Source organism: Rufibacter sp. LB8, assembly GCF_014876185.1.
In the GTDB taxonomy this organism is placed as follows: Bacteria; Bacteroidota; Bacteroidia; order Cytophagales; family Hymenobacteraceae; genus Nibribacter.
The window spans coordinates 310,482-336,244 of the sequence record NZ_JADALJ010000001.1; the positions used below are offsets into that span (position 1 = coordinate 310,482).

Genomic DNA, 25,763 nt, shown 5'->3' on the forward strand with positions numbered 1-25,763 from the left:
CTGTTTTCGGGCTCATTTCTGAAAATGAGCCCGAAAACGGAAATACTAAAAACCTTCCATCTTCCTTGTCGCAGGCGGCGCTTCTACTTCCTGAGATCTACTAGACAAACAAACTACAACGCATGAAAAACAGGTATTACACAGCGGGCTTGCTCTTGCTCATGGCGTGCCAGGCAGAGAAAAGCACTACCGGTTCCTCCGCCACATTACCCGCTCCGGCTGGTCCGGTTTCAAATGTTTGGGTGTCTGATTTGGGCAACGGCATGTATAAAAACCCAGTTTTAGATGCTGATTATTCTGACCCAGATGCCGTGCGCGTAGGTGATGATTACTACATGACTTCGTCTAGTTTCAGCTCCATTCCGGGCTTGCAGATTTTGCATTCCAAAGATTTGGTGAACTGGAAACTGGTGGGTTATGCCATTGACCGGCTGCCGCCATTCGCGCATTTCGCCAAACCGCAGCACGGCAACGGCGTATGGGCGCCTTCCATCAGGTACCACAAAGGCGAATTCTATATCTATTGGGGCGACCCGGACTTCGGGATTTACATGGTGAAAACCAAGGACCCGGCGGGCCGTTGGGAAGCCCCGGTGCTGGTGAAAGAAGGCAAAGGGCTCATTGATTCCTGCCCGTTCTGGGACGAAGACGGGAAGGCGTATCTGGTGCATGGGTGGGCCGGGAGCCGCGCCGGTATCAAGAGCGTGTTGACCATCAACCGCATGAACCCCGAGGGTACCAAGGTGTTAGATGAAGGCGTGCTGGTCTTTGACGGCCATGAGGCGCACCCCACCGTGGAAGGGCCTAAATTCTACAAGCGCAACGGTTACTATTACATTTTCGCGCCGGCGGGCGGCGTGGCCACGGGCTGGCAATTGATTCTTCGGTCTAAAAATGTGTACGGGCCTTATGAAGAGAAAATTGTGCTGGACCAGGGCAAAACACCTATCAACGGTCCGCACCAGGGCGCGTGGGTAGACACTAAAACCGGCGAAGACTGGTTTCTGCATTTCCAGGACAAAGAAGCCTATGGCCGCGTGGTGCACCTGCAACCCATGAAGTGGTTGAATGACTGGCCTGTGATAGGCGAGGACCCGGACGGCGACGGCAAAGGCCAGCCTGTCTTGACCTACAAGAAACCGAACGTAGGAAAAACTTACCCCATTGCCACGCCCGCTGAGTCAGACGAATTCAACAGCCAGCAGTTGGGGCTTCAATGGCAGTGGCACGCCAACCCCAAAGGAACCTGGGCGTTCGCCTCTAACAAAGGCAGCCTGCGCCTGTTCACAGACCAGATACCAGACGGCGGCAAAAACCTCTGGGATGTACCCAACCTGCTGCTCCAGAAATTCCCGGCAGAAACCTTCACCCTCACCACCAAACTCAAATTCACGCCCAACCCCAAATTGGAAAACGAACGCACCGGCCTGTTGGTCATGGGCGCCGATTACGCACACCTTTCAGTGGTGAGCAAAAAAGACGGTTTGTACCTGGCCTATGCCTCGGCGCTGAAAGCCGATAAGGGAAATCCGGAGAAAGAGCAGATTCTTACGAAGCTAACCGGCAATGAAATTCAGTTCCGGGTGAAGGTGGGCAAAGACGCCAAATGCCAGTTCAGCTATAGCCAAGACGGGCAGACGTTCACCAACGTGGGCGAGGTGTTCACCGCCGTGCCCGGCCGCTGGATTGGCGCGAAGGTGGGCTTGTTCGCCACGCGTGACGGCAAAACCAATGACGCCGGCTATGCTGACTATGACTGGTTCAGAATCACCAAATAGAAGAAATGCGTTTTCGGCCTCGTTTTCAGAAATGAGCCCGAAAACGGAAAACTAACAACCAGTAACTAACCAGGAACATCAGCCAAGAGAAACCATATGAAGAATCTAAAGAAAAGCAGATGGGCGCTGGCCTTGGGTATGGCCAGCCTGTTTCAGGTAGCCTGCCAGCGGCAGCCCTCCGGGAACGCAGTCGCCACTACTTCCAGCACCAATTCTGTGTCTACAGGCAACGCAGGCCGCAACATGTCCCGCGCCGAGGTGGAGAAGACCATCTATGACGGCATTGAGTTTGACATGCCCAAGGTGAAGGAAACCAAATTCCCCAACTACAGCGTGCCCATCACCAAATACGGAGCGGTGCCCGACGGCATCACCAAAAATACGCAGGCTTTTGAGCGCGCCATTGCCGATGTAGCGGCTAAGGGTGGCGGACGCGTGGTGATTCCGCGCGGTTTATGGCTTACGGGACCCATTGTGATGAAAAGCAACATCAACCTGCACGCTGAGGCGGGTTCCATGGTCATCTTCAGCCGTGATTTTGATGATTATCCGTTGATTAAAACCAGTTTTGAAGGGCTGAATACGTATCGTAACCAATCGCCCATCTCGGGAAATAACCTGGAGAACATTGCCATTACCGGCGAGGGCACCTTTGACGGAAACGGAGACGCCTGGCGCCCCGTGAAGAAAAGCAAAATGACTGAGGGCCAGTGGAAAAACCTGACCAAAACCGGCGTGTTGAGTGATGACGGAAAAACCTGGTACCCCACCGCCAACAGCAAAAAAGGCGACAGCAAAGACAACTTCAACGTGCCCAATTTTAAGACCAAGGAAGAATTTGAGGCGGTGAAAGATTACCTGCGCCCGGTGCTGTTGAGCTTTGTGAGCTGCAAGCGCGTGTTGCTGGACGGCCCCACGTTCCAGAATTCCCCGGCCTGGAACATTCACCCGCTCATGTGCGAAGACATCATCATCAAAAACCTGAACGTGCGCAATCCCTGGTACTCGCAGAACGGCGATGGTCTGGACCTGGAAAGCTGCAAAAACGCGCTGGTCTATAATAATACTTTTGACGTAGGCGATGACGCTATCTGCTTTAAATCTGGCAAAGACAAAGACGGCCGTGACCGCGGCATGCCTACCGAGAACGTGATTGTAAAAAACAACGTGGTGTACCACGGCCACGGCGGGTTTGTGGTAGGCTCTGAAATGAGCGGCGGCGTGCGCAACATCCACGTGTCAAACTGCACGTTCATGGGCACTGATATTGGGCTAAGATTCAAGAGTACCCGCGGCAGGGGAGGTCTGGTGGAGAACATCTGGATCTCTAACATTGACATGATCAACATTCCCACCCAGGCCATCAGCTTTAACCTGTTCTACGGCGGCAATTCGCCCACCATGGACCAGGACGAGAAAGACGGAGGTGCGGCGAAGGAGGAGAAACTGGTTCCCGTAGACGAGAAAACGCCGTCGTTCAAGAACATCTGGATGCGCAACATCACCGTTTCTGGCGCAGATGAGGCGGTGGCTTTGCAAGGCTTGCCCGAAATGAACCTGCAGAACGTGAACATTGAGAACGCCTATTTAAAGGCCACCAAAGGAATCTCGGCGGTTGACGCAACAGGTATAAACCTCAAGAACGTGCACGTAATCACCGAGAAAGGCCCGGCCTTGACCATCTTCAACAGCAAAAACGTAAACGTGGAAGGGTTGACCTTCAAAACACCTTCTGGACCTGCCGTACGCGTAGTGGGGGCTAAAACGCAGAACGTGAAACTGGCGGGCAAAGACTTCCAGAACGCGGCCAACCAAGTGTCTAAGAGCAAAGACCTGGGCAGCAGCGCAGTAACCATTCAGTAATTTAAGAAGCGGGAAGAGCGAAAGTTTTTCCCGCTATTATTTCCTTTCATGTACTTATGCCATTGAACCTGTTTAGAGTGTCAGGGTGGGTAGCTTAGTTACAAGCAATCTATTGCACCTGATTAGTAAATGGCGCAGGTCCAGGGACATCTTTTACTAAACCGGTCTACATTAATTAGTAAGGCTTTCTGTTTTCGGGCTCATTTCCAGAAATGAGCCCGAAAACAGAAAATTCAAGCGCAACTGTTTGCCTAAAACAGGTTAGCGAAACTCTCAAAAGCTTCCTCATGAAAAAAGTACGTTCCGCCCTTTTGCTTCTGGCACTTTGCACTACGGTTATGGCCTTTCTTCCTTTTAAAAAGAAAGTAGTGCGCGTGTATCTCATTGGCGACTCCACCGTGGCAGATTATTCAGACTACGACGGCGAAGACTACATGAACAAGCGCTACCCCGTTATGGGCTGGGGCCAGGTCTTTAAACCGTTTCTGGTGCGTGACAGCCTCAAGCAAGTCAAGCATGTAATAAAAGCCGATAGCGTTCTTCTCTTAGACAAAGCCCGCGGCGGAAGAAGCACGCGCACGTTCTTTGAGGAAGGGCGCTGGGCGCAAGTACATAAGGCATTGCAGAAAAACGATGTGGTTATGATCCAGTTCGGGCACAATGACGCGTCTGTGGAGAAAACTGAGCGGTACGTGACCGTGCAGGGCTATAAAGAATTCCTGCGGCTGTACGTGAACCAAACCCGCGAGAAAGGTGCCGTTCCCATCTTGCTAACCCCGGTAGCGCGCAATTATCCCTGGAAAGACGGCCGCCTTAGGAATGTGCACGGTGACTATCCGCAGGCAGTGAAAGACGTGGCCAAAGAATTAAACGTGCTTATGATAGATTTACAGCAGCGGTCCATAGATGATTTTTCAGCTAAGGGGCAGCAGTTTGTCACGGAAAACTACTTTATGAACCTGCCCGCCGGAAAATTCAAAAATTACCCCGAGGGCCAAAAAGACAATACTCATTTTCAGCCAGCCGGGGCAGAAGCGGTGGCCCGTTTAGTGTTTGAAGGCATGAAAGCGATAGGAAAACAATAGCCTAGTTCAATCCTTTCTGAATTTAAGGGAAATGGTTATGGAAGAATATTCTGTAAACGAGAAAATCTTTAGAAGAATTACAAAAAAAGACAGGCGATACGCTTGCATATTACAGATTTTGTAATCACTTTTACTAAACAAGGAAAGCACCTGTAGAAATGCCAAGGACCATTTTTGCGATGCTTTTTTTCTTCAGGCTTTGTGCAATCGATTGTACTGTCCTATTGAGGCAGTCTATCCTACGCAGTGAGCAGGAGCGTACTTGACTAAACTTTTCATTACCTCTTACCCAAACTACATTTTTATGAAAAAAACTTTACTCCACACAAATTCAAGATTCAGCCGTTTTGCCAAGACCATGGCCGCCACCGCGGTGGTAGGGTTGGGCGTTAACTTTTCAGCATCGGCCCAGTGGGTGGTGTATGAAGCCAATGTTTTGCCTCTCGCTTTCACTGAAAGTCCTTTTAAAGTGGCAAGTGATAATGCTGCCACCTATACAGCTGCCTCCACGCAGCCAGTGGTAAGCCCACAATTTGAAATTATTGCAGATCCGGCAAAAGCCGGTAATAATTTAATGCGTTTTCAAGTTTTAGGGGTAAGCAGCTCTATTAGCCCTGTGCCTTCTGCCACCACGCCAACTTCCGCTAATCAAGCCTATTTGTTCCGTCAGGATTTCAATGCCACTACTAAGCCAACAGCTGCTACTGTGGTAGTAAGAGCCAAAGGATTGCCTGGCGCTGACAGAGCATTTGAATTAGATTTAGATTTTGCCGGTTTCCGGGAGACCGTCTATATTATTAACCCAACCACCAACGCCACAACAGGGCAACCGAACACCACGGGTACCTTTACCTTTAATGTTGCCCGCAACAACACTGCCGCTGCTCCTGAGCAAGGTTCAACGTTGAACAATGCCCCTTTAAACATAAATCCTTTAGATTGGCACGTGTATCGTTTTACAAAAGAAGGCAATACGGTGAAAATGTACATTGACGAAAGCAATACTCCTTTCGCCACTGGTGTATCAGCCTCAACTTCTACCAGTAATTATTACAGAATTGGTGATGGTTCCAGCAACGTGACCGTGGCCATGGAATTAGATTATATAGTTTGGGATCCATCTGGCGCATTTTCTCCTTCACAAAAAGCATTGCCTACCAGCTTATTGGTACTTTCTTCTAAAGGCGAAGTAGTGAAGAAAAACGGTTTGTCTGTGTATCCAAATCCATCAAAAGGCAGATTCTCCATTACGCACCCTTCGTCACGGGCCAACGCATCAGTGGAGGTGTATTCTGTGTCTGGCGTGAAAGTGGTTTCTTTTGCCGCCGAGAAAGGAAATAATCAATCTGACTTTGACGCTTCTTCATTACCCAACGGCATTTACACCGTGGTTTACTCAGACGGCACAGAAAGAGTAACCTCCAGAATCATCAAAAACTAAACAATTACAAAACTAAGGCTTGAATATTCCGTGCCTGCAAGAGAAGAGGAGCCCAGGCGAACGTCCTGGGTTCCCTTTCTTTTTTCTAGGAAAGCAAACAGGCCTGTGCCAAGTTCAAGGGCAGTTTTAGACTGGTAGTACTGGAGAAAAATTAATGATTAAATAAAGGAGATTAAGTACTTTCATGTAAAAGGATAAAAAGACAATTGCCCTTGGCTTTTGTCTTTTTCCTTTATAGTACCGGCTGGTTTTCTGCGTTACAGGAGTATATGAAATCACACGTTTTTTGGCGAAAGATGAAAGGCATGGCGTTGCTGTGGGCGTTGTTGGCGACGGTGGGGTTTAATGCCCTGGGCCAAAGTGCGAACCAGGTGTTGCCTTTCAAAGCGCAGACGGTATTCAACGCCTATTTAGTACGGGAACTGCACACCACATATGACCTTCGCCAGGAAAAACTGAGCAAGGCGTTGGCTTCTCCTGCGTCTATGAAAGCGTACCAGGCCCAGGTCAAAAAAGAATTCCTGCGCGTTTTAGGCCCCATTTCCAAAAAGGAGCCGATAAACGCAAAAATCACCAAACAGATCCAGCAAAACGGTTTTAGAGTAGAGAACCTGGTCTATGAAAGCAGACCCAACCACCACGTCACCGGCAACTTGTACGTGCCCCAAGGCAAAGGTCCGTTCCCGGCGGTGCTCCTGATGAACGGCCATGAAATGACTGCCAAAGCCACAGAATCTTACCAAAAAACGGCCCGCTTGTTCGCCTTGAATGGATTTGTAGTGTTATCGTTAGATCCTTTCTCACAGGGCGAACGCGTACAGCTCACAGACAAAACCGGCAAAACCTTAACCCGCGGTTCTACCACTGAGCACACGTTGCTCAACGCCGGGGCCAACCTGGTGGGCACCAGCGTGGCCGCCTACATGCTCTGGGACAACGTGCGCGCCCTGGATTACCTGGAAACCAGGCCCGAGGTGGACAAAACCAAAATGGGCGCCATCGGCAATTCCGGCGGAGGAACCCAGACTATTTACCTCTCGGCGTTTGATGACCGCGTGAAAGTGGCCGCGCCCTGCAGTTATTTCACACAACGTGCGCGTTACATTGAAATGGCCGGTTCACAAGATGGTTGCCAGTACATGCCCGGCGAAGGAAGTCTGGAAATGGCGGACTTTATCATTGCCAGTGCGCCCAAACCTACCTTAATTCTAGCTGCTGAAAACGATTTTGTGGACCATCGCGGCACCTTGCTGGGCTTTGACGAATTAAAGAAAGTTTACTCCACCTTAGGCCAACCCGAGAAAGTGAAACTGTTTGTCTGGCCAGACGGCCACGGCATTTCCCAGCCCAAGCGCGAAGCCGCCGTCACCTGGTTTAGGCAATGGTTTTACCAAGATAAAAGGCCTGTGAAAGAAGGAGCTATTGGCGTTTTATCTGAAAAAGAGTTAATGGTCACAGCTACCGGTCAGGCCAACACTGCTTTTGCCAGTGAAGTGACGGTGCAGGCCATGAACCATCAACGGTTCCTGGATTTCGCACCGCAGCGGAAGGCTTTCCTGAATCAGCCGGAGGCAGTGCTGCAGGAAAAGGTAAAAGAGGTCATCGGGTTACAATTGAATCAGCATCCAGTATTTACCGAAGTGACCGGTGAAAGCCAGACCAAAACTTACCGAATGGAAAAACGCGTCCTGATGCGAAAAGGCGAACTGCCGATTCCGGTGAAACTTTATTCGCCGGTAGGCAAAGCAACGCCCGCCAAGATTCAGGTAATGTTGTTTGACCAGGAAAAGGGCAAAGAGACGCAAGCCAAAACCGACAGCCTGATTCAAAGAACGATCGCCGCAGGTGGAGTTTTAGTGCTGGCAGACCTGCGCGGCATGGGCGAAACCCAGGACGACCCCAAACTCAACGACGCCAAATACTGGAGCCATGAATACCGCAACGCCGTGTTGAGCCTGCACTTGAGAAGGCCTTTGCTGGGCCAGCGCGTACAAGATGTGGTCACCCTTTTAGATTACCTCAAAAGCCAAACAACCTGGGCGGCCGTGCCGGTACATGTGGAAGCCAGCGGTATGTACGGCCCCGTGGTCACGCATGCCACCTTTTTAGACAACCGCATCGCGCAGGCTACCATCTCCAAGCACCTGACTTCGTACGAACCGTTTTTGACCAACCCGCTGCAGAAAGACATGTACACTCACGTGGTACAGGGAATTCTGCAGTATTATGACTTGCCAGACCTGGCCCAGAAATGCGGCCAGCGCTTAATCCAGAAAGAACTATGAAATTAGAACATTTTGCCCTCAACGTAGAAGACCCGGTGGCCATGGCGGCCTGGTACATAAAACACTTGGGAATGGAGGCCGTCCGCCAGATGAAAGAAGCGCCTTTTACTACGTTTCTAGCCGATGACAGCGGACAGATTATGGTAGAGATTTACCTGAACCCCGCGCATGAAGTGCCGCCTTACCGCACCATGAACCCACTGCTGGTGCACCTGGCTTTTGTGTCAGAAAATCCCACTGTAGACCAGGAACGGTTGTGCGCCGCCGGTGCCAGCCTGGTGAGCGACCAGCACCTGGAAGACGGATCGCATTTGATTATGCTGCGTGATCCCTGGGGACTGGCCCTGCAATTGTGCAAGCGCGGCACACCCATGTTGACCAAAAAGTAAAATTCCCGTTTTCGGGCTCATTTCCAGAAATGAAGCCGAAAACGGAACCTGCTGTCTCCAATTTGACCACGTGAATTCCTATGAAATTGACTTTTCAGTTTTCTTCTCTGCTGCTGCTTGCCTTGGCCTTGGTATCATTTACAGCTGATACTAAAGAGCCCATCACGGTATTTTTAATCGGTGATTCCACCATGTCTGTGAAAGAACCCAAGGCCTACCCAGAAACGGGCTGGGGAATGCCGTTTACGGCGTTTTTTGACGAGACCGTGACCATAGACAACCGCGCCATGAACGGCCGAAGCACCAAGACTTTCCTGAGCGAAAACCGTTGGCAGCCCGTGGCGCAAAATCTCAAGAAAGGCGATTACGTATTCATTCAATTCGGACATAATGACGAAGTGAAGACCAAGCAGAGCTACGCCACCGAGGAGGAATACGTGCAGAACCTCACCCGTTTTGTGAAGGAAACCCGCAAGAAAAAAGCCAACCCCATTCTTATCACGCCCGTGGCCCGGCGTAAGTTTGACGCCGCCGGCAAACTGGAAGACACCCACGCTATTTACTCAGAACTGGTCCGGAAACTCGCCAAAAAAGAGAAAGTCTGCCTCATTGACCTTGACCGCAAAAGCCAGGAACTCCTGCAAGCCTGGGGACCAGAAACGTCTAAGCTTCTTTTTGTGCACCTGCAGCCCAATGAACACCCCAACTACCCGGCAGGCAAGGTAGATGACACGCATTTCAATGAACTAGGCGCGCGTGAGATGGCGCAATTAGTCCTGGCCGAAATCAGAAATCTTAAATTGGATTTAGCCCGCCGAATTGTGGTGCCCGCGCCCAAAAAGTAGCGTCATTTTCCTTACTCAAAAGCTCATGAATCGAATTCTAATTGCTTGTTCCGTTCTTTTTGTCCTGGCCGTGGGCATGGCGTTTGTGCCCCGTCAGCAACAGAAGAAAATCACCGTTTACCTCATCGGGGATTCCACCATTTCCATCAAAGAGAAAAAAGCGTACCCGGAAACTGGCTGGGGCATGCCCTTCACGGCGTTTTTTGACGAGACCGTGACCATCGCCAACCACGCCCGCAACGGCCGAAGCACCCGCACTTTCCTGGAGGAAAACCGTTGGAAACCCATTCAAGACAGCCTGCAGTCCGGCGATTACGTGTTCATCCAGTTCGGGCACAATGACGCCTCAGTGGAGAAGCCGGAGCGCTACACGTCGCCGGCAGATTATCGCCAAAACCTGATCAAGTTCGTGACCGAAACCAGAGCCAAAAAAGCGCTTCCTGTTCTGGTCACCCCCGTGTCACGGCGTAAGTTCAACAAAGAAGGCCAGGCCCAGGAAACGCACGCGCTGTACTCCAAAGAGGTGAAGGCTGTGGCGCAGGAACTGAACGTGCCACTCATTGACCTGGACACCAAGAGCCGCGCGCTGTACCAGGAATTTGGTCCAGAAAACTCAAAGCTGCTGTTCCTTCAACTCAAGCCCGGCCAACATCCCAATTACCCAGACGGCAAAGAAGACGGCACCCATTTCAATGAACTCGGCGCCCGCCTGGTAGCCCAACTGGTTTTGGCCGAAATCAAAGCCTTAAACCTGGAACTGGCCCAACGCATCATCAAACGCGAAGCGAAATAACCTCTATCACTTTTCCGTTTTGGGGCTCATTTCTGAAAATAAGCCCCAAAACGGAAATTCTAACCTGTACAGATTGAAAACCAGAAACCAGCTTTTTTTATTCCTGACCCTGGGCACGTTGGCGCTGGGCTGTTCCACCATGAAGGCGGTGACCTGGCCGGTCAATGCCTTGTCGGGTTTGGGCGGCTATGTTACCGACGTGATTGGTTCGCCTACCATTATTCAAACTGAAAATGGAAAACCTGCCGTACAATTTGACGGCGCGGACGATGGCTTGCTGGTGCAGGGCAATCCCATTGCGGGGGCGCAGGAGTTTAGCATTGAGGTGGAGTTCAAGCCCACCGCGGCCTGGCCCGCCAACAAAGAACAGCGGTTTCTGCACATTGAAGATTTAACCGAAGGCAAACGCCGCGTGTTGCTGGAACTCAGGTTGAACAACCGAAACCAATGGTATGCTGATTTTTTCCTTCGTCACGAAAACGGCTCCAAGGTCTTGATAGACTCCACCAAAACGCATCCCGTGGGCGAATGGGCCACCATGAAACTCACCTACAAAGACCGCCAACTCAAAGGTTACGTGAACGGCATTTTAGAAACCCAAGCCGAAATGGACTACCTGCCCATTCCCGCCACCGCCAGCGTCTCCCTGGGCACCCGCATGGACAAGCGCTCCTGGTTTAACGGGGCTATCCGGCGCGTCACGTTTAGGAAGAAGGTGGAATAGCAAAAACTAATTATTGGAGATTAAGTACGGACAGGTCGCGACCTGTCCACACGTATTCCCGATTCATGCATTCCCGAGGAGGTTCTCCTATTTGTTGCATGGTGAACTTATTGGGTTGGCCACCGTTTTGGACAGGTCAAGCCCTGTCCCTACTAACAGGAATGTGTGCCTTGTATAATTCCATTTCCAACTTCCGTTTTCGGGCTCAATTCTGGAAATGAGCCCGAAAACGGAAAAGCGCCTGTCGTTTCTTTTAATCAAGAAATGACAGGCGCTTTGTAACTCCTATACTTTGCCTTACACCAACATGTACTTTCGTACTTTGTCTACCATTTCTGAAGATCCAATCACCAAGGCGCAACGTTCATGCAGAGCAGTGGGGACTTTGTCCAGCACGCGCTCCACGCCGTCGGTGGCCTGCCCGCCGGCTTGTTCGGCAATGAAGGCGAGGGGATTGCATTCGTAGAGCAGGCGCAGTTTGCCAGCGGGATTTTTAGAAGAGCCCGGGTAGAAATAGACGCCGCCTTTCAGTAAACTCCGGTGGAAATCGGCTACCAGAGACCCAATGTAGCGAGACGAGTATTTCTGCTCTTTGCAGAAGGCCAGGTAATTCTGCATGCCCAGCGGGAAATTGCTCACGTTAGCCTCATTACAGGAATACAGTTTGCCGCCATTCGGGATTTTGAGGTTGGGGTGGGAGAGGAAGAATTCGCCCAGCGTGGGTTCATACGTAAAGCCATTCACGCCGTGGCCGGTGGTGTAGACCAACATGGTGGCCGCGCCGTACAGAATATAGCCCGCCGCCACCTGCTTGGTACCTTGCTGCAGACAGTCTTCCAGGGTGCCATCAGAACCTGCCTCAGACAAGCGCCGGTAAATAGCGAAGATGGTGCCCACCGGAATGTTCACGTCAATGTTGGAGGAGCCGTCCAGGGGGTCCATGGCCACAATGTATTTGGCGTTCTGGTTGCCGGTATGAATGATTTCGTCTTCTTCCTCAGACACAATGGAACAGACCTCGCCACCGTTGCGCAACGCGCGTATGAACCTAATGTTGGCAATCACGTCTAAGTTCTGCTGCTCTTCGCCTTGAATATTGGCAGTGCCGCCCGAGCCCTGTAAATCTACGCGGGTCAGTTCCTGGCTCACAATTTTGGCCGCCAGTGCAATGTCCCGTAGCAACTGGGACAGTTCACCCGTCGCGAAGGAGAATTCGTCCTGCTTTCGTTTTATAAATCTATCTAAGGTGGTGCCAACCGGCAAAGCTAAAGCGTCATTCATGGGCGAAAGGTACCGTTTTTTAGTAAAATGAAATGAAAAGGCCCTGTTTCTTGGGTCATCTGGCTGGGTAAGCGCAGAGCCGGCAGAAACAGGGCCCTTCAGTTTAAAGTATATTTTCAGGCGAAATGCAAGTGTTAATTACAGAGACACGCCGCGTTTCCAGGGAATGAAATCATCCTGCTGCAAGATTTTCTCCTTGGTCTGAATGGTGCCGCTGGCCACTTCAATAATGAAGTTCAGCACGTCTTCGCCCATTTCCTCAATGGTTTTCTCGCCAGAGATGACCGGGCCGGTGTCAATGTCAATGATGTCTGGCATGCGCTGCGCCAACTTGGTATTAGACGAAATCTTAATCACCGGCGCGATGGGGTTGCCTGTTGGCGTGCCCAAACCTGTGGTGAACAGCACAATGTTGGTACCAGCTCCTACCAGGGCAGTGGTGCATTCCACATCATTGCCAGGTGTACACAATAGGTTCAAACCAGGCTTGCGCACGTATTCTGGGTAATCCAGCACATCTACAATAGGGGAAGTGCCGCCTTTCTTGGCCGCGCCCGCAGATTTAATGGCATCGGTAATCAAACCGTCTCTGATGTTGCCCGGGCTGGGGTTCATGTCAAAACCGGAGCCCACCGCCTCGGCAGAAGCCGCATAGGCGCGCATCAAGGTCGCGAAGCGTTCGGCTGCTTCCTCGGTTTCACAGCGGTTAATCAATTCCTGCTCCACCCCGCAGAGTTCCGGGAACTCAGAAAGAACAGTCATGCCGCCCAGGGCCACCAGAATATCAGACGTATGGCCAATGGCAGGGTTCGCCGAAATTCCGGAAAAACCATCTGAACCGCCGCACTCCAGACCAATAGACAATTTGCTCAAAGGCGCCGGTTGGCGGGTTTGCTTGTCGGCTTCAATCAGGGCCAGGAAGGTCTGTTTGATGGCTTTGGACATCATTTCTTCCTCCGTGCCTTCTTTCTGCTGCTCTAATACAATAAGCGGCTTAGAGAAATTAGGGTCAAGGGCTTTAATTCTGTCTTCCAGAATGCTCACCTGCGCGTTCTGGCAACCCAGGCTCAACACGGTGGCACCGGCCACGTTCGGGTGATGTATATAATCAGCCAGCAGGGCGCAAAGCATGTCAGAATCTTGTCTGGTGCCGCCGCAACCGCCTTCATGGGTTAAGAATTTAATACCGTCAATGTTTTCAAACACGCGGCGCTGCGCGGGCGCAGACGTTTTTTGCAAAGCCAGCGTGGCGATGGCTTCGGTGTTACCTGCTTGGTACAAATCTACCATCTGCTGCACGTAACTCTTGTACACGTCCCGCTGCCCGAAGCCCAGTTCATCTAAGAACGCCTGCTTGATAATGTCAACGTTGCGGTTTTCGCAGAACACCAACGGAATCACCAACCAGTAATTGCCAGTGCCCACTTGGCCATCGGCACGGTGGTAGCCCATGAAGGTGCGGTTCACCCACTTAGACACGTCTGGGGCCTGCCAGCCAATGGTTTTCGTTTTGCCCGTAAAGCCGTTAACTTGGTGTTTCACGTTAGACGTGGTCAAGACGCCGCCCTGCGGAATGTCATAGACCGCCTTGCCCACCAGGGAGCCGTACATCAAAATCTCCTGTCCGGCGGCAATAGGTTGCTGCGCGAATTTATGCTTGGCCTGCACGTCGTCTACCAAAACAATCTGGTAGCCGTCATAGGTAACGGCCTCGCCTCTTTTCAAATCCGTGAGTGCCACCAGCACGTTGTCGTTCGGATGAATCTTTAATAGTCTGTGTAACATCTTCTATAAAACAGCTAGAATGTGCAATCGATTGCGCAATATAGGAAGATTAAAGAAAGATTGAAAAAAAAGAAAACAAATCTTGAAAAAAATGTGAGATTAGGAAAGCGCCAGGTGGCTGGCAGCCAAGCTTTTCCATTTTGCAAAAGAAAGAAGGACTGGGCTGTTGCTTTGTGACAGCGGAAATTGGCTTTTCAACCTAATTATGGAAAATACGCTGTGCAAATACGTTTTCGGGCCCGTTTCCAGAAATGAGCCCGAAAACGGAAGTTTTCTAAGTTAAAAGGGGACCATATTATCTGCTCACAATCTGGTCCATGACCCAGGCGGTGCGCGCCGCCGAGGTCCCGGTGCTGGGGCAGGTGCCTTTGCCGGTGAGTTCGTCTACAATGGTCTGAATGAAGGGTTGCTGCACATGGGCGGGTGGCGGCAAATGGAATTCCTGCGCACCGGCTGCGTTCTCCAGCCGCACCGGCGCCTGCCCGAAGCAGGGGAACGTGATGCGCCCCTGGCTGCCTACTATCTCCATGACATCAGTGATTTGCTCCGGCGCCACCGTGAAGCACCAGGTACCGGTGCCCAGCACACCGTTTTGGAAGGTGAATTGCGCCGTCACCAAATCCTCTGCGGGGTACAAGCCCGCCTGGTTGGTAGTTTGCCCGGTGACAGCAGCAATGGGGCCGAAGAGGAAGTCAAGGTAATCCAGTTGGTGTGGCGCTAAATCAAAAAAAAGGCCGCCACCGGCTATTTCGGGTTGCACGCGCCAAGGCAATTGGTCTGGGTTCATGTCTTTCTGCGGTGCGTGGTATAGTCTGAGGTTAACCAGCCGGACCTCGCCAATGGCCCCAGAGTCCACCAGTTCTTTCACTTTTAAAAACGAGGGCAGGCACCTTCTGTAATAGGCCACAAAGAGCGGTACTTGGTGTTTGTCACAGGCGGCAATCATTTCCTGGCATTGGGTATAGTTCAGAGCCATGGGTTTCTCCACGTACACGGGCTTGCCGGCCGCCGCTGCTTGCACCGTGTAGTCTGCGTGCGAATCTGGCGGTGTGGCAATGTACACGGCATCAACCTCGGGGTCATTGATTAAGTCCTGCGCTGAGGCATACCACTTCTTTACGCCGTGCCGCTGCGCGTAATCCTGAGCTTTGGCGGCATCCCGGCGCATGACGGCCACCAGTTCTGAGTTGGCAATTTTCTTGAAGGCGGGGCCGCTTTTCACCTCGGTCACATCACCGCAGCCAATAATGCCCCAGCGTACTTTTTGCATCGGTTTAGAATTCATGGACGTCTGTTTACACTGGCTTAAAAGTACGGCAGAAGGGGGACGTTGTGGGAATTTGATTTGAAATTAATTGGGGGAAGAAAGGCGTTTTCGGCTTCATTTCTGGAAATGAGCCCGAAAACAGAGAGATGGTTTGAAAGTCTGTCGAGCCAATTCACCTTCGCCGATTTCATTTTACTTCTGTCATCTTGGAAAGATCTTGTGGGCAAGCTAGGGAAGCCTTTACTAAACATTATTGCCGATTGCCACTAATGATCCTTTCAGGATGACAAATAGGAGGTTGATAATAAGTGATGTATTGCAATGGCTTTTTTAGGGAATGTGGTTAGTGCTTAGTTGTTCAAGTTCAACTTATTGCTTCTACTAAAATTCAGAAACATTATCAGGATTAATAGAGATAATGGTAGCCAGTATTCTAATATTAATTTAAAATCGGCTCCTCCTTTAGATGTATTTTCTTCATTGGAGATCAGTCTTGAATATGAATTTCCACAATTGATGTACTTTGGAGATTTTGCCATTAAATCCTCAAAGGAAACCTGAGGAATATCAAATACCCATATTTCATTCCCTATAGGTGTAAAATAGTGAACTTCTTCTTTATATAGAATTTCCAAAGCAGCTACAAAAGCCCAATATTCTGATTTTTCTGAAAAATGGAAATGGATTCCAAATTGGGTGTTTTCTGATGTGCCGTTGTTCTGGCCTTTCAATTTCCTGATTTCGGTTTGAGCCACCTTTAGTGTTTGAATGTCTCTTTTTTCTTCTCCAGTTAAAACATAAGTTTTGTAAACTCTTCCTAAGTTCTTGTGCTGGGCTAAGCCAAAATCAAAGCTTGATGGATCAGTCAATACTTTTTTAGCAATTCTTAAAGGCATAGCATTGACTTCAATCACACCATATTGTTTAAAGGCCCCGATTGAATCCAAGATGAAAAACCCTACAGGAAGGAAGAATAGCAAGCTTAGGAAGCCAGGTAAATAAATAAGATTTTTCCTCTTCTGGGTCCTTTTCATAACATCACCTAGCCTTTCCACTTCCAAACCGCCACCGTATTTTCTCCCAAATCAACCGCCTTCTCCAGAGCGGGCGCAGTGACAGGCGGCTTAGGCTGAGGTTTCTTTTTTTTAGGGATGGAAAACTGTTGAAATAGAACAAAGGCCAGCGCGAAAAGCAAGACAAAAATAACAGCCACCGTCTGCCAGATGGGTAATTGGAAGTTTCGGCGTTTGCGTTTCTTCTGGCTGAGCAGTTGTTTGAGGTGACCGCGGGTTTCACGCACGGCGGCGCGCACGTGGGCGGGGTGGGAGAGGGACATGCCTTCGGCCACATCGGCGCAGAGTTCACAGGTCAAGAGGTGCGCTTGCACGCGTTGGCGGGTTTTGGGCGGGAGCGTGTTGGTTTGGTAGGCCCGCAGCAGTTCCAACCGAGGGTGCCCCTCTGTATCCCAGTCAAGGAGATGGTTATTCCTGCTCATGGTTCTTTTTCATATAAATGGTGAGGTTGCGCTTGCCGTTCTGGATGTGGCTTTTCACTTTGTTGATGTCAAACCCGGTGAGCGCGGCAATGTCTTTGTAGCTTTTCTGCTGCAAGTAAAATAATTCCACGCAAAGGCGCTGTTCTGGGCCCAATTGTGAAAGTCCGTTTTGCAGGGCCTGCAACTCCAGTTCCTGCCCGTTGGGTTCAGAGAAATCTGGTTCGGTGGCGTGGTGCAGGAGCGTGGGCGGCGTTTCTTCCAGGCTGTTGGTGGCGGCCCGGCTGCGGCTGCGCAGGAGCATGAGGCAGTGGTTTTTGGCAATGGAGTGCAGCCAGCTTTTGAAATTGGCTACTTCGTGTTTCTTGAGCAAGCCAATGAGGTTCTCAAACACCTGCATGGTGGCGTCTTTGCTTTCGTCTTCGTCTTTTAAATACTTGAGACAAACCAAGTACACCATCTCTGTGTGCCGCTCAAACAGTTGGCCCACCACCGCTAAGTCGCCGGCCTGTTGGTATGCCAGCACCAGTTCCTGGTCTGTGGGCGGCTGTGGGGAGCGGGAAAACAGTTTGAGGAACATGGCGCGGGTCAGAAAAAGCGTCTATAAAGAAACAGATAAATTGGCAGCTTACGGCATTTAAATGGGTGTTTTGGGCAATATAGTACAAGATGCCTGGGTCAGGCATATTCCATAAGCCCAGTACAGATTTCTTTTTCTGGTTATGTTGCTTATAAGATTATCTTTGGAATAGGAGCAAGTACCGGCAGAGAAACCATGGCCAGACGGTTTCCCTTTTCGGGCTCATTTCCGGAAATAAGCCCGAAAACGGCGGCTGACGGAAACAACATTCTGCCAAGGTGTCTGTAAGATTTCTAACCCAGGCATCGACATATAACCATAGGCTTGCCCCCACCGTGGAAATCCCCCATCCACACTATAGTGGTCCACAAAAAATATATATAATTATCAGATTATAAATATTATGCGTTCCAAGGAATGTTTTGTGCGAAGCCGTTGTCTATTTGAAAATGGATTTGTGAGCCAAGGCGCGTTTATTGCCTGGTTATCTACCTGACGTTGAAATACATGAGAATACGTTTCCTCATTCTTTTCTTTCTTCCTGGGCTGGGGCTGGCCCAAAACCCCATAGCCGACAGTCTGCAGCTGGCGCTTGCCAACGCTACCACAGACACGGCCCGCATCAGGCTGCACTGTGAGTTGGGCCGCCACCTGGTCCAGACTGACCTGCAGGCGTCTGACCAGCATGCCGCCGCCGCCGAAAAACTGTCTATAAAAAATAAATTCCTCAGTGGTCAGGCCCGCGCGCTCAACTTGTTTGCCAACAACCTTCTGGTACGCGGCGAATTTGACCAGGCGTTGGCCAAGTACTACCAGGCGTTAAAAATTGGGCAACAGACCAAAGACACGCTGACCTTGTTTGCCACCTACAACGGCCTGGGTGTGCTGTCCTATAAAACCAAAGATGAAACTCGGGCTTTGCTGCACTACCAATCGGCCTTTGACCTGGCCCTTAAAAGCAACAACCGGCTCAACCAAAGCAAAGTGTACAACAACCTGGGCAACATCTTTGAAACCAAGGGTAATTACCAAAAGGCGCTGGCATATTTCAAAAAGTCTGAGGCAATACAACGGGCCACGCCAGACAAAAAATCATGGGCCATCAGTCTGCTCAATCTTGGCAACGTGTACACGCTCATGCAGCAGCCCCAGAAAGGCCTGCCTTTTCTGTACAAAGCCCTGGAAGTGGACCAAGCCATTGGCAACAAGATGAACCAGACCGTCACGCTGGTGCACCTGGCCAAAGCCTACCGCGCCCTCCAGAACCTTCCTAAGGCGCTTGTTTACGCTGAACAAGGGTATGCCGTGGCGCATGAAACCAAGTCCAGCAAGAAGATCATTGCCGCGGCCAAGGTGCTCCAGGAGTTACACGAAGTGCAAAAAAACTATCAGCAGGCGTACGTGTACCAGGGCATTGTGAAAGACCATGAAGACCGGCTGGACCTGGAAAACCAGAGCGTGGCTTCCTCTAAAATTGTGGCTCGTTTTGAAGCCGAAAAACACGAACTTGAAAACCAAAAACTGAAAGCCGAACAGGAACGCCAGGCCATTGCGCTGCAGTTGCAGAAAGATACCATGTGGCTGGAGGGCGGCCTTATTCTGCTCATGTTTGTGTTGCTGGGCGTGTCTTTCCTGAGCCGCCGGCAGCTGCGCCGCGCTTATTTGCAGTTGCGCGAAGCCCACCAGCAGATGCAGGCGCAAAACCTGGAAATTTCTACCCAGAAAGAGGAGATTTCAAAGCAGTCAGCTATTCTTAAAACTCAGAACCTGCAGCTGGAACGCCACAACAACGCCAAAAACAAGATTTTCTCTATTGTGGCACATGACCTCAGGTCTCCGTTCACTACCATTAAAGGCGCGCTGGATCTGGCCCAGGGGCACCCGCTCTCAGACCAGGACATTAAGCGAATTTTTGGAGTATTGAGCAAAGACGTGGAAGTGGTAATGGCCATGATGGACAACCTCTTGATTTGGTCCCGGTCTCAGATGGAAGGCACCACGCTGCAAGTCCAGACCTTGGAACTCAGCACCGCCACAGATGCTACCCTGGATTTAATGGCTATTCTGGCCGCTAAAAAAGGCGTGTCTTTGACCTCCACCATAGAAACATCTTTGCTGGTGCAGGCCGATAAAGAACGTTTGTCTTTTGTGCTGCGCAACCTGTTGATGAACGCGCTCAAGTTCTCGTTTGAAGGAGGCCAGATTCAAGTCTTCGCCAAAAAAGAAATGGGGCAGGTGCTGCTAAGCGTACAGGACCAAGGCAAGGGAATTTCTGAGAAACACCTTGCCAAGATTTTTTCGGGAGCCCGGTTCACCACCTTGGGCACCGCTCAGGAAGCCGGCACGGGCCTGGGCCTCATGCTCTGCAAAGAATTGATGGAAAGCATGGCAGGCAGTATTTCGGTGGCCAGCCACGAAGGAAAGGGAAGCACGTTTACTATCAGCCTGCCGTTGGTGGAGGGTCCTCCGGTCTCAGAAAAATCCATTCCTTCAGAAGTAGAACTGGTTCTTTCATAAAGGCTAACTTCAGCAAATCCCGTTTTCGGGCTCATTTTCAGAAATGAGCCCGAAAACGGGATTTTCCGTTTCGCACCAAATAAAAAGTAAATACTTCCTAGAAAAGCAGTTCGGTCTGGATGTATTTGGGGGGTGCCACCGCGCGTTTGGCGGTCTTTTTTTTGACCGCTTTCGCCGGGAAAACCGGCGGTGGTACTTTCTGGGCCGGGGTGTTGGCAATAACCGAGAACAGCGGCGATTCCTGGTACCTAGAGGCCACTTCCACGTGCGTTTCCTGGGCCTGCGCCGAAAACAATTCATGCACCAGCTGCGGGCAATTGTTCTGTTTGGACAAATGCGCCAGCAGTAAATGCGTCATGAACGCCGGCCTGTGCTCCAGAAACAACTCCAGTGCCTGGGCATTAGACAAGTGGCCGCGGCCGCCTTTGATTCTTCGTTTTAAATGGAAAGGATAATAGCCATTGTCCAGCATCTCCAGGTCATAGTTCGCCTCCAGAAACGCCGCGTGGCATTGCTTAAAGTAATGGATGAGCCGCTGGCAGGGCACGCCAATGTCGGTGAAGACGCCCACGGTGGTGCCGTTCCGTGCAATCACAAAGCTGTGCGCATCTGCGGCGTCATGGTACTTGGGGAAACCCGTGATTTCCAGATCGCCAATCTGCACGGGCACATCGGCCTGAAACGGGAACACCAATTCTGCGTCTAGCTGCAGGCGGGAGTTGCGGAGCGTAGGCAGCGTGATATAAACCGGCAACTGGTATTTCTTGGCCAACACCTCCAACCCTTTGATGTGGTCAGAATGCTCATGCGAAATGAAAATTGCCTTCACGTGGCGCATGGACAGGCCCAGCCGCGCCATACGGGCCTCGGTTTCATGGCAAGACAGACCGGCATCTACCAGAATGGCTTCCTGCGGGCTCCCCACGTAATAGCAGTTCCCGTTACTTCCCGAATTCAACGACGCAATCAACAGCTCCCTCACCCTGCAAAGATAAGGCAATCAGAGGTTTTATGCGCTAAAAAGTAAGAGTTGGAAAACTGAATTTTTCTGAAGGACGAAGCTGGATTTTCCGTTTTCGGGCTCATTTCCAGAAACGGGGCCGAAAACGGAAAAATTTGCAACAAGAAGCGAATGTTCCCCCAATCTCTATGCCGTGATAGAGAAAAACAATTTCTTTCAGGTTCAGTTAATGCGTAAGATTGCCCCGCATTGAACGTGCAGGCCAAGGTTGTACCAACGCCAGCGCTTCACTTAACTCTGATTCTATGGATTTTACCTCAACCTCTAAAGACGCCTTGTTGTTTGACGCCGCCCGCAAAGGCGACTCAGCGTATCTTTCCCAATTAATCGCCGAAGGCATTGACCTGAATCAGCAAGATGCCCGCGGCTCCACGGCTCTTATTCTGGCTTGTTACGATGATCATTTTGAAGCCGCCCAAACCTTGATAACCGCGAAGGCAGACGTCAACCTGGCAGATTTCGGCGGAAACACGGCGCTCATGGGCGTCTCCTTCAAAGGCCATGAAGCGGTAGCCAAATTGCTCATTGACAACGGCGCCGACCTGAACCTGCAGAACGGAAACGGCGGCACGGCCCTCATGTTCGCGACGTTGTTTGGCCGAAACAACCTGGTGAAACTCTTAATTGAAAGCGGCGCAGACCCCAGCATCAGAGACCAGCGCGGACTTTCTGCCCTGGATTTAGCCCACCAGCAAGGCAACACTGAAGCCGTATCTTATTTTAAGTAAGCTGAGATTTCCGTTTTCGGGCCCGTTTTCAGAAATGAGCCCGAAAACGGAAATCCTCACCACCCCTGCGGCCGTTTCTTGGTGCCCCTAATGGGCTGCGCCGAAAGCGGGTCTTCGGGCCAGTGGTGCTTGGGATAGCGCCCGCGTAGATCTTTTCTTACGTCAAAATACCCGGTGGTCCAGAAGCTGCGCAAGTCCCGCGTGACCTGCACTGGCCGGGAGGCCGGCGACAACAAATGTACCAGCAGCGGCACCTGGCCTTTGTACACGCGCGGCGTGTCTAACAACCCGAACACTTCCTGCAGCCTAACCGCCAATATTGGCGTGGTGGGGTCTGCGTAATCCAGGGCAATGCGGGAACCGCTGGGGACTTCCAGATGCGAAGGTGCCAACCGGTCCATTTCCTGCCGCTGCTCCCAACTCAAATTCGCCAACAGAATCTCATTGAAATCCAGGCGGGCCACTTGGTCCAGGGTGCGCAAGCCCAGCAAATGCGGCAAGAGCCAATCTTCCAAGGTTTCTGTCAAGTGTTCTTCGGAGACATCGGGCCATTGGTCGGGTGCATGGAGGTGCAGAAAAGCCAGCCGCTGGCGGGTTCTAAGGGCTTCGGCAGACCAAGGCAACCGCTCCACGCCGCGTTCCTGCAAGACATCCAACAGCACCCGCGCCATCTGTTCCGGGTCTGGTGAAGCCAAGGAATTTTCCTCTAACGTAAGGGCGCCCAAGCGCGTGATCTGCCGGGCCACAATTCGTTCTGCGGCAGCATCCCAGCGTACTTCCTGTAGATTTTCCAGCTGGTGTTTAAAATGGGTGAGGATTTCTTCTTTGGAGATTTCAGCGGCCAGCAACACGCGCGGCTGGTGCCCAATCTCAATGTGCGCCACGGCGTAGAACTCGGCTTCACTGAACAACTCCGTGGGGAGTTTGGCCCGTTGGCCCGAAACCAGCCGCACCCGGCCTGATGCCTCGCGCTGCGCCAACCGGTCTGGGTAGGCTAAAGCCGTCAAAACGCCCACCACCTCGGCAGACACCTGACCGCTGCCGCGAACCCGTTGCCTGAGATTCTGGGCCTGTTCTTTCACCCGGCGCAAGGTGTTTTCATCTACCGTGAACCCGGGCGTGGGCGGACGTTTGCTTGCCAACAATTCCAACCGAAGTGCTAAATCAGGCAAGGGATCGGCCCAGGAAATCTGGATGGGTTTCAAGACATCGCGGTCAGACAAAATGGCGGCCAAAGCGCAGGCGGTAGCAGAGGCGCCCAGTTCTTGCCCGCGCATGACCAAATGCCCCAGCCTGGGCGATAACCCCAATTGCGCCAGGGTTTTTCCGTGGGCGGTGGGGTTCAGGTTGGCGTCAAGCGCTTCCAGTTTTAAAAGCAGATCACGGGCCAGGGCAACGGCAGGGGCGGGCGGCACGTCTAACCACTTGAGCGATGCAATGTCTTTCACGCCCCAAATAGCCAGCTCAAGGGCCAAGCCGGTTAAATCCGCCTCGCAGATTTCAGCGGTTTGCCGGTCAGGCAGTTGCAAATGATCTGCCTGTGACCACAAACGGTAACAGACACCCGGCCCCAGGCGCCCGGCCCGGCCCCGGCGTTGGTCAGCGGCGGCCACTGAGACCGGAATGGTTTCCAGGGTGGTGAGCCCGGTGCGCGGCACGAATTTAGGAACCCGCGCAAACCCGCCGTCAATCACAATCTTCACGCCCTCAATGGTTAAACTGGTTTCGGCAATACTGGTGGCCAACACTACTTTCCTGCGGCCGGCTGGGGCGGGTTTAATGGCCGCCAATTGCTGTGACAGGTTGAGGTCGCCGTGGAGCAGGTGCAAGTCTAGGTGCGCGGGGAGCATGTCTTCTAGTTTCTGGGCCACGCGGCGCATCTCACCCATGCCCGGTAAAAACACCAAAGCATCGCCGGCTGGTTCTTCCTGCAAAGCTTTTCTGATGGCTTTGGGCACCAGATTGGTCAATCGCTCTGCGGGCCTGTTGCCGGCACCGGCCATGTCTGCTGCAGACAAATACTTCGTTTCTACGGGGTACTGCCGGCCCAGACTTCTAATAACAGGAGCCTCCAGCCATTGTCCTACGGCGGCGGCGTCTAAAGTGGCACTCATGACCAACAGCCGTAAGTCGGGCCGCAGCACCGCCTGGGCATCCAGGGCCAGGGCAAGTCCCATGTCGGCTTGCAGGCTGCGTTCATGGAATTCGTCAAAGATGATGGCGGCTATGTTTTCTAAGGCGGGGTCAGACTGCAGCAGGCGCGTGAGAATGCCTTCGGTGACTACTTCAATCTGGGTTTTGTGGGACGCCACGTGCTCCATTCTGATCCAGTAGCCCACGGTCTGGCCCACTTCTTCCTGCAACAGATCTGACATGCGCTGGGCAGCGGCGCGGGCGGCCAAACGGCGGGGCTCCAGCATCAGGATTTTTCCGGTCCCGCGCCAGCTGGCCTGCAGCAGCGCCAAGGGCACCAGCGTGGTTTTTCCGGCCCCGGGAGGCGCTTCCAACACGGCCCGGGAATTGGTTTCCAGCGCGGCGAGCAAGTCAGGAATAGCCTCCGTGACCGGTAAATCTGGCAAAGGAAAGGGGAGGGCGGCAGGGTTTGTCATGGTAGGGCAAAGGTCGGGATTCTTTTGCAAATGCAGCGGTGCGTGGGCGCAGGAAAACGGCGGCGCAGACGGGACTTTTTGGGAAAGTATTGTATTATTGTCTAACCATTCCTCCCTCGGCCATGAAACACTTCTTACTGCTTTTTGCTTTTCTATTGTTGGTTTCGCCTGTTGTTCTGGCCCAGGAAGCAGCCGTGCCCGCAGACACTACCTGGCGCCGTTCGTTCTCGTCGGGGCTCAATGTGAACCAAGCCGCTTTCAGTGATAATTGGAAAGCCGGCGGGGTGAGTTCTATTGCCCTGAACACGTTTCTGAACGCGCGGGCGCAGTACAAAAAAGGGCCTCATTCCTGGGACAATGATTTTCAGCTGCAGTACGGCCTGCTCAAAAACAAAGGCGAAGGCATGCGCAAAAGTCAGGACCGCCTGTACTTTGACTCCAAATATGGCCGAAGTTTCTCTACTGACTGGAACATCTTCGCGTCCCTAAATTTCTTGTCTCAGCTGGCGCAGGGGTTTGAGTACGATGCCAAAGAAAACGGCGGCGACCGTCTGATCTCCAGTTTTCTCTCACCGGGTTTCCTGACCTTGGCAGTAGGGGCCGAATACAAACCCACGCCCAATTTCTCCTTGCGGTTAAGCCCCTTGGCGCCGCGCCTAACCTTTCTGATTGATGACAAGGTGGCCCAGAACGAGCGGTACGGGGTGCCCGAAGGTGATGTGGTGCGCACCGAACTGCTGGCCGCCATGGTACAAGCTGACTATGACAAAGAGATAGCCACCAACATGCGCCTTAAACTCAACTACATGGCTTTCCTCAACTACAAACGTTTTGCGTTTAAGAATGTGGACCATCGGCTTAACCTGTCGCTCACGGCCAAAGTGAATAAGTACATCAACGTGAGCCTTATGGGCAATGCCCTCTATGACCGGGACCAAGACGGCGATGTGCAGTACAGCCAATCTCTTGGCCTGGGCGTGATGTACACCTTGCAGGGATTTACCGTGAACTGATTTCCGTTTTCGGGCTCATTTCTGGAAATGAGCCCGAAAACGGACCGACGGGCAGCAGGCAGCACAAGAATAACTGAAATATTTTCTCTGGATGTTTGGCAAATAAAAAAGAGCCTTCTATATTTGCACCACCAACACCAAAACGGTCCGTTCGTCTAGGGGTTAGGACACCAGATTTTCATTCTGGTAACAGGGGTTCGATTCCCCTACGGACTACTAAAAAAAGCCCTTCAGTTTCTGCTGAAGGGCTTTTTTGTTTTGAGGTAT

The 25,763-nt window shown here is 51.8% G+C and carries 20 protein-coding genes and 1 tRNA gene; 13 read left to right on the top strand and 8 right to left on the bottom strand.

Annotated features, from left to right (window positions below; all coding sequences use genetic code 11):
• Window positions 1-122: 122 nt before the first annotated feature.
• From IMY23_RS01265 to IMY23_RS01305, 9 genes are all read left to right on the top strand, one after another.
• Window positions 123-1,778: a glycoside hydrolase 43 family protein gene (locus tag IMY23_RS01265; RefSeq protein ID WP_370589775.1), complete on the top strand. Its 1,656-nt coding sequence runs from the start codon at window positions 123-125 to the stop codon at window positions 1,776-1,778.
• Window positions 1,779-1,874: 96 nt separating this feature from the next.
• Window positions 1,875-3,641: a glycoside hydrolase family 28 protein gene (locus IMY23_RS01270; RefSeq protein ID WP_192820340.1), complete on the top strand. Its 1,767-nt coding sequence runs from the start codon at window positions 1,875-1,877 to the stop codon at window positions 3,639-3,641.
• Between the two features lie 338 nt (window positions 3,642-3,979).
• The gene (locus IMY23_RS01275) at window positions 3,980-4,726 is read left to right on the top strand and encodes a rhamnogalacturonan acetylesterase (protein WP_225986369.1); all 747 of its coding nucleotides are present in this window, start codon (window positions 3,980-3,982) and stop codon (window positions 4,724-4,726) included.
• A 304-nt stretch (window positions 4,727-5,030) separates the two neighbouring features.
• Complete coding sequence (locus IMY23_RS01280) at window positions 5,031-6,167, top strand: T9SS type A sorting domain-containing protein (protein WP_192820344.1); 1,137 nt, start codon at window positions 5,031-5,033, stop codon at window positions 6,165-6,167.
• 269 nt (window positions 6,168-6,436) lie between these two features.
• Entirely contained in the window at window positions 6,437-8,452 is a 2,016-nt protein-coding gene (locus tag IMY23_RS01285; protein WP_192820345.1) for a S9 family peptidase, read from the top strand.
• Window positions 8,449-8,841, top strand: a complete 393-nt coding sequence (locus tag IMY23_RS01290) for a VOC family protein (RefSeq protein WP_192820347.1) — start codon at window positions 8,449-8,451, stop codon at window positions 8,839-8,841. Before IMY23_RS01285 ends, IMY23_RS01290 begins: the two co-directional genes overlap by 4 nt.
• A gap of 80 nt (window positions 8,842-8,921) precedes the next feature.
• Window positions 8,922-9,686, top strand: coding sequence for a rhamnogalacturonan acetylesterase (locus IMY23_RS01295; protein ID WP_192820348.1), 765 nt, complete (start codon window positions 8,922-8,924; stop codon window positions 9,684-9,686).
• Between the two features lie 25 nt (window positions 9,687-9,711).
• Entirely contained in the window at window positions 9,712-10,479 is a 768-nt protein-coding gene (locus tag IMY23_RS01300; protein WP_192820350.1) for a rhamnogalacturonan acetylesterase, read from the top strand.
• A 73-nt stretch (window positions 10,480-10,552) separates the two neighbouring features.
• On the top strand, window positions 10,553-11,203 hold the full coding sequence (locus IMY23_RS01305; protein ID WP_192820353.1) for a LamG-like jellyroll fold domain-containing protein: 651 nt from the start codon (window positions 10,553-10,555) through the stop codon (window positions 11,201-11,203).
• Window positions 11,204-11,500: 297 nt separating this feature from the next.
• On the opposite strand, the gene fbp is transcribed toward IMY23_RS01305, so the two are convergent.
• From fbp to IMY23_RS01335, 6 genes are all read right to left on the bottom strand, one after another.
• Complete coding sequence (gene fbp, locus IMY23_RS01310) at window positions 11,501-12,484, bottom strand: class 1 fructose-bisphosphatase (RefSeq protein ID WP_192820355.1); 984 nt, start codon at window positions 12,482-12,484, stop codon at window positions 11,501-11,503.
• A gap of 138 nt (window positions 12,485-12,622) precedes the next feature.
• On the bottom strand, window positions 12,623-14,269 hold the full coding sequence (locus IMY23_RS01315) for a UxaA family hydrolase (protein ID WP_192820357.1): 1,647 nt from the start codon (window positions 14,267-14,269) through the stop codon (window positions 12,623-12,625).
• A 295-nt stretch (window positions 14,270-14,564) separates the two neighbouring features.
• Window positions 14,565-15,554: a Gfo/Idh/MocA family protein gene (locus tag IMY23_RS01320; protein ID WP_225986370.1), complete on the bottom strand. Its 990-nt coding sequence runs from the start codon at window positions 15,552-15,554 to the stop codon at window positions 14,565-14,567.
• A 332-nt stretch (window positions 15,555-15,886) separates the two neighbouring features.
• Entirely contained in the window at window positions 15,887-16,570 is a 684-nt protein-coding gene (locus IMY23_RS01325) for a hypothetical protein (protein ID WP_192820359.1), read from the bottom strand.
• A gap of 8 nt (window positions 16,571-16,578) precedes the next feature.
• Entirely contained in the window at window positions 16,579-17,031 is a 453-nt protein-coding gene (locus IMY23_RS01330; protein ID WP_192820360.1) for a zf-HC2 domain-containing protein, read from the bottom strand.
• Window positions 17,018-17,608 (bottom strand): RNA polymerase sigma factor, encoded by a 591-nt coding sequence (locus IMY23_RS01335; protein WP_192820362.1) that lies wholly within the window; start codon window positions 17,606-17,608, stop codon window positions 17,018-17,020. Before IMY23_RS01335 ends, IMY23_RS01330 begins: the two co-directional genes overlap by 14 nt.
• Before the next feature lie 507 nt (window positions 17,609-18,115).
• Here IMY23_RS01335 and IMY23_RS01340 point away from each other — a divergent pair.
• A complete protein-coding gene (locus tag IMY23_RS01340; protein ID WP_192820364.1) occupies window positions 18,116-20,125 on the top strand; it encodes a tetratricopeptide repeat-containing sensor histidine kinase in 2,010 nt (669 codons plus the stop codon).
• Window positions 20,126-20,222: 97 nt separating this feature from the next.
• On the opposite strand, the gene IMY23_RS01345 is transcribed toward IMY23_RS01340, so the two are convergent.
• Window positions 20,223-21,125, bottom strand: a complete 903-nt coding sequence (locus IMY23_RS01345; protein ID WP_225986371.1) for an MBL fold metallo-hydrolase — start codon at window positions 21,123-21,125, stop codon at window positions 20,223-20,225.
• A gap of 266 nt (window positions 21,126-21,391) precedes the next feature.
• Here IMY23_RS01345 and IMY23_RS01350 point away from each other — a divergent pair, with 266 nt between their 5' ends.
• Window positions 21,392-21,874, top strand: coding sequence for an ankyrin repeat domain-containing protein (locus tag IMY23_RS01350; protein WP_192820366.1), 483 nt, complete (start codon window positions 21,392-21,394; stop codon window positions 21,872-21,874).
• 56 nt (window positions 21,875-21,930) lie between these two features.
• Here IMY23_RS01350 and hrpB read toward each other — a convergent pair whose 3' ends face one another.
• On the bottom strand, window positions 21,931-24,483 hold the full coding sequence (gene hrpB, locus IMY23_RS01355) for an ATP-dependent helicase HrpB (protein ID WP_192820368.1): 2,553 nt from the start codon (window positions 24,481-24,483) through the stop codon (window positions 21,931-21,933).
• A 122-nt stretch (window positions 24,484-24,605) separates the two neighbouring features.
• Between hrpB and IMY23_RS01360 the strand changes: the two genes are divergently transcribed.
• Both IMY23_RS01360 and IMY23_RS01365 read left to right on the top strand, forming a co-directional pair.
• Window positions 24,606-25,496 carry a DUF3078 domain-containing protein gene (locus IMY23_RS01360; protein ID WP_192820370.1) on the top strand — a complete coding sequence of 297 codons (891 nt, stop codon included), beginning with the start codon at window positions 24,606-24,608 and terminating at the stop codon, window positions 25,494-25,496.
• Window positions 25,497-25,640: 144 nt separating this feature from the next.
• Window positions 25,641-25,712: transfer RNA gene (locus IMY23_RS01365), tRNA-Glu, on the top strand.
• The last annotated feature ends 51 nt before the right edge of the window (window positions 25,713-25,763 follow it).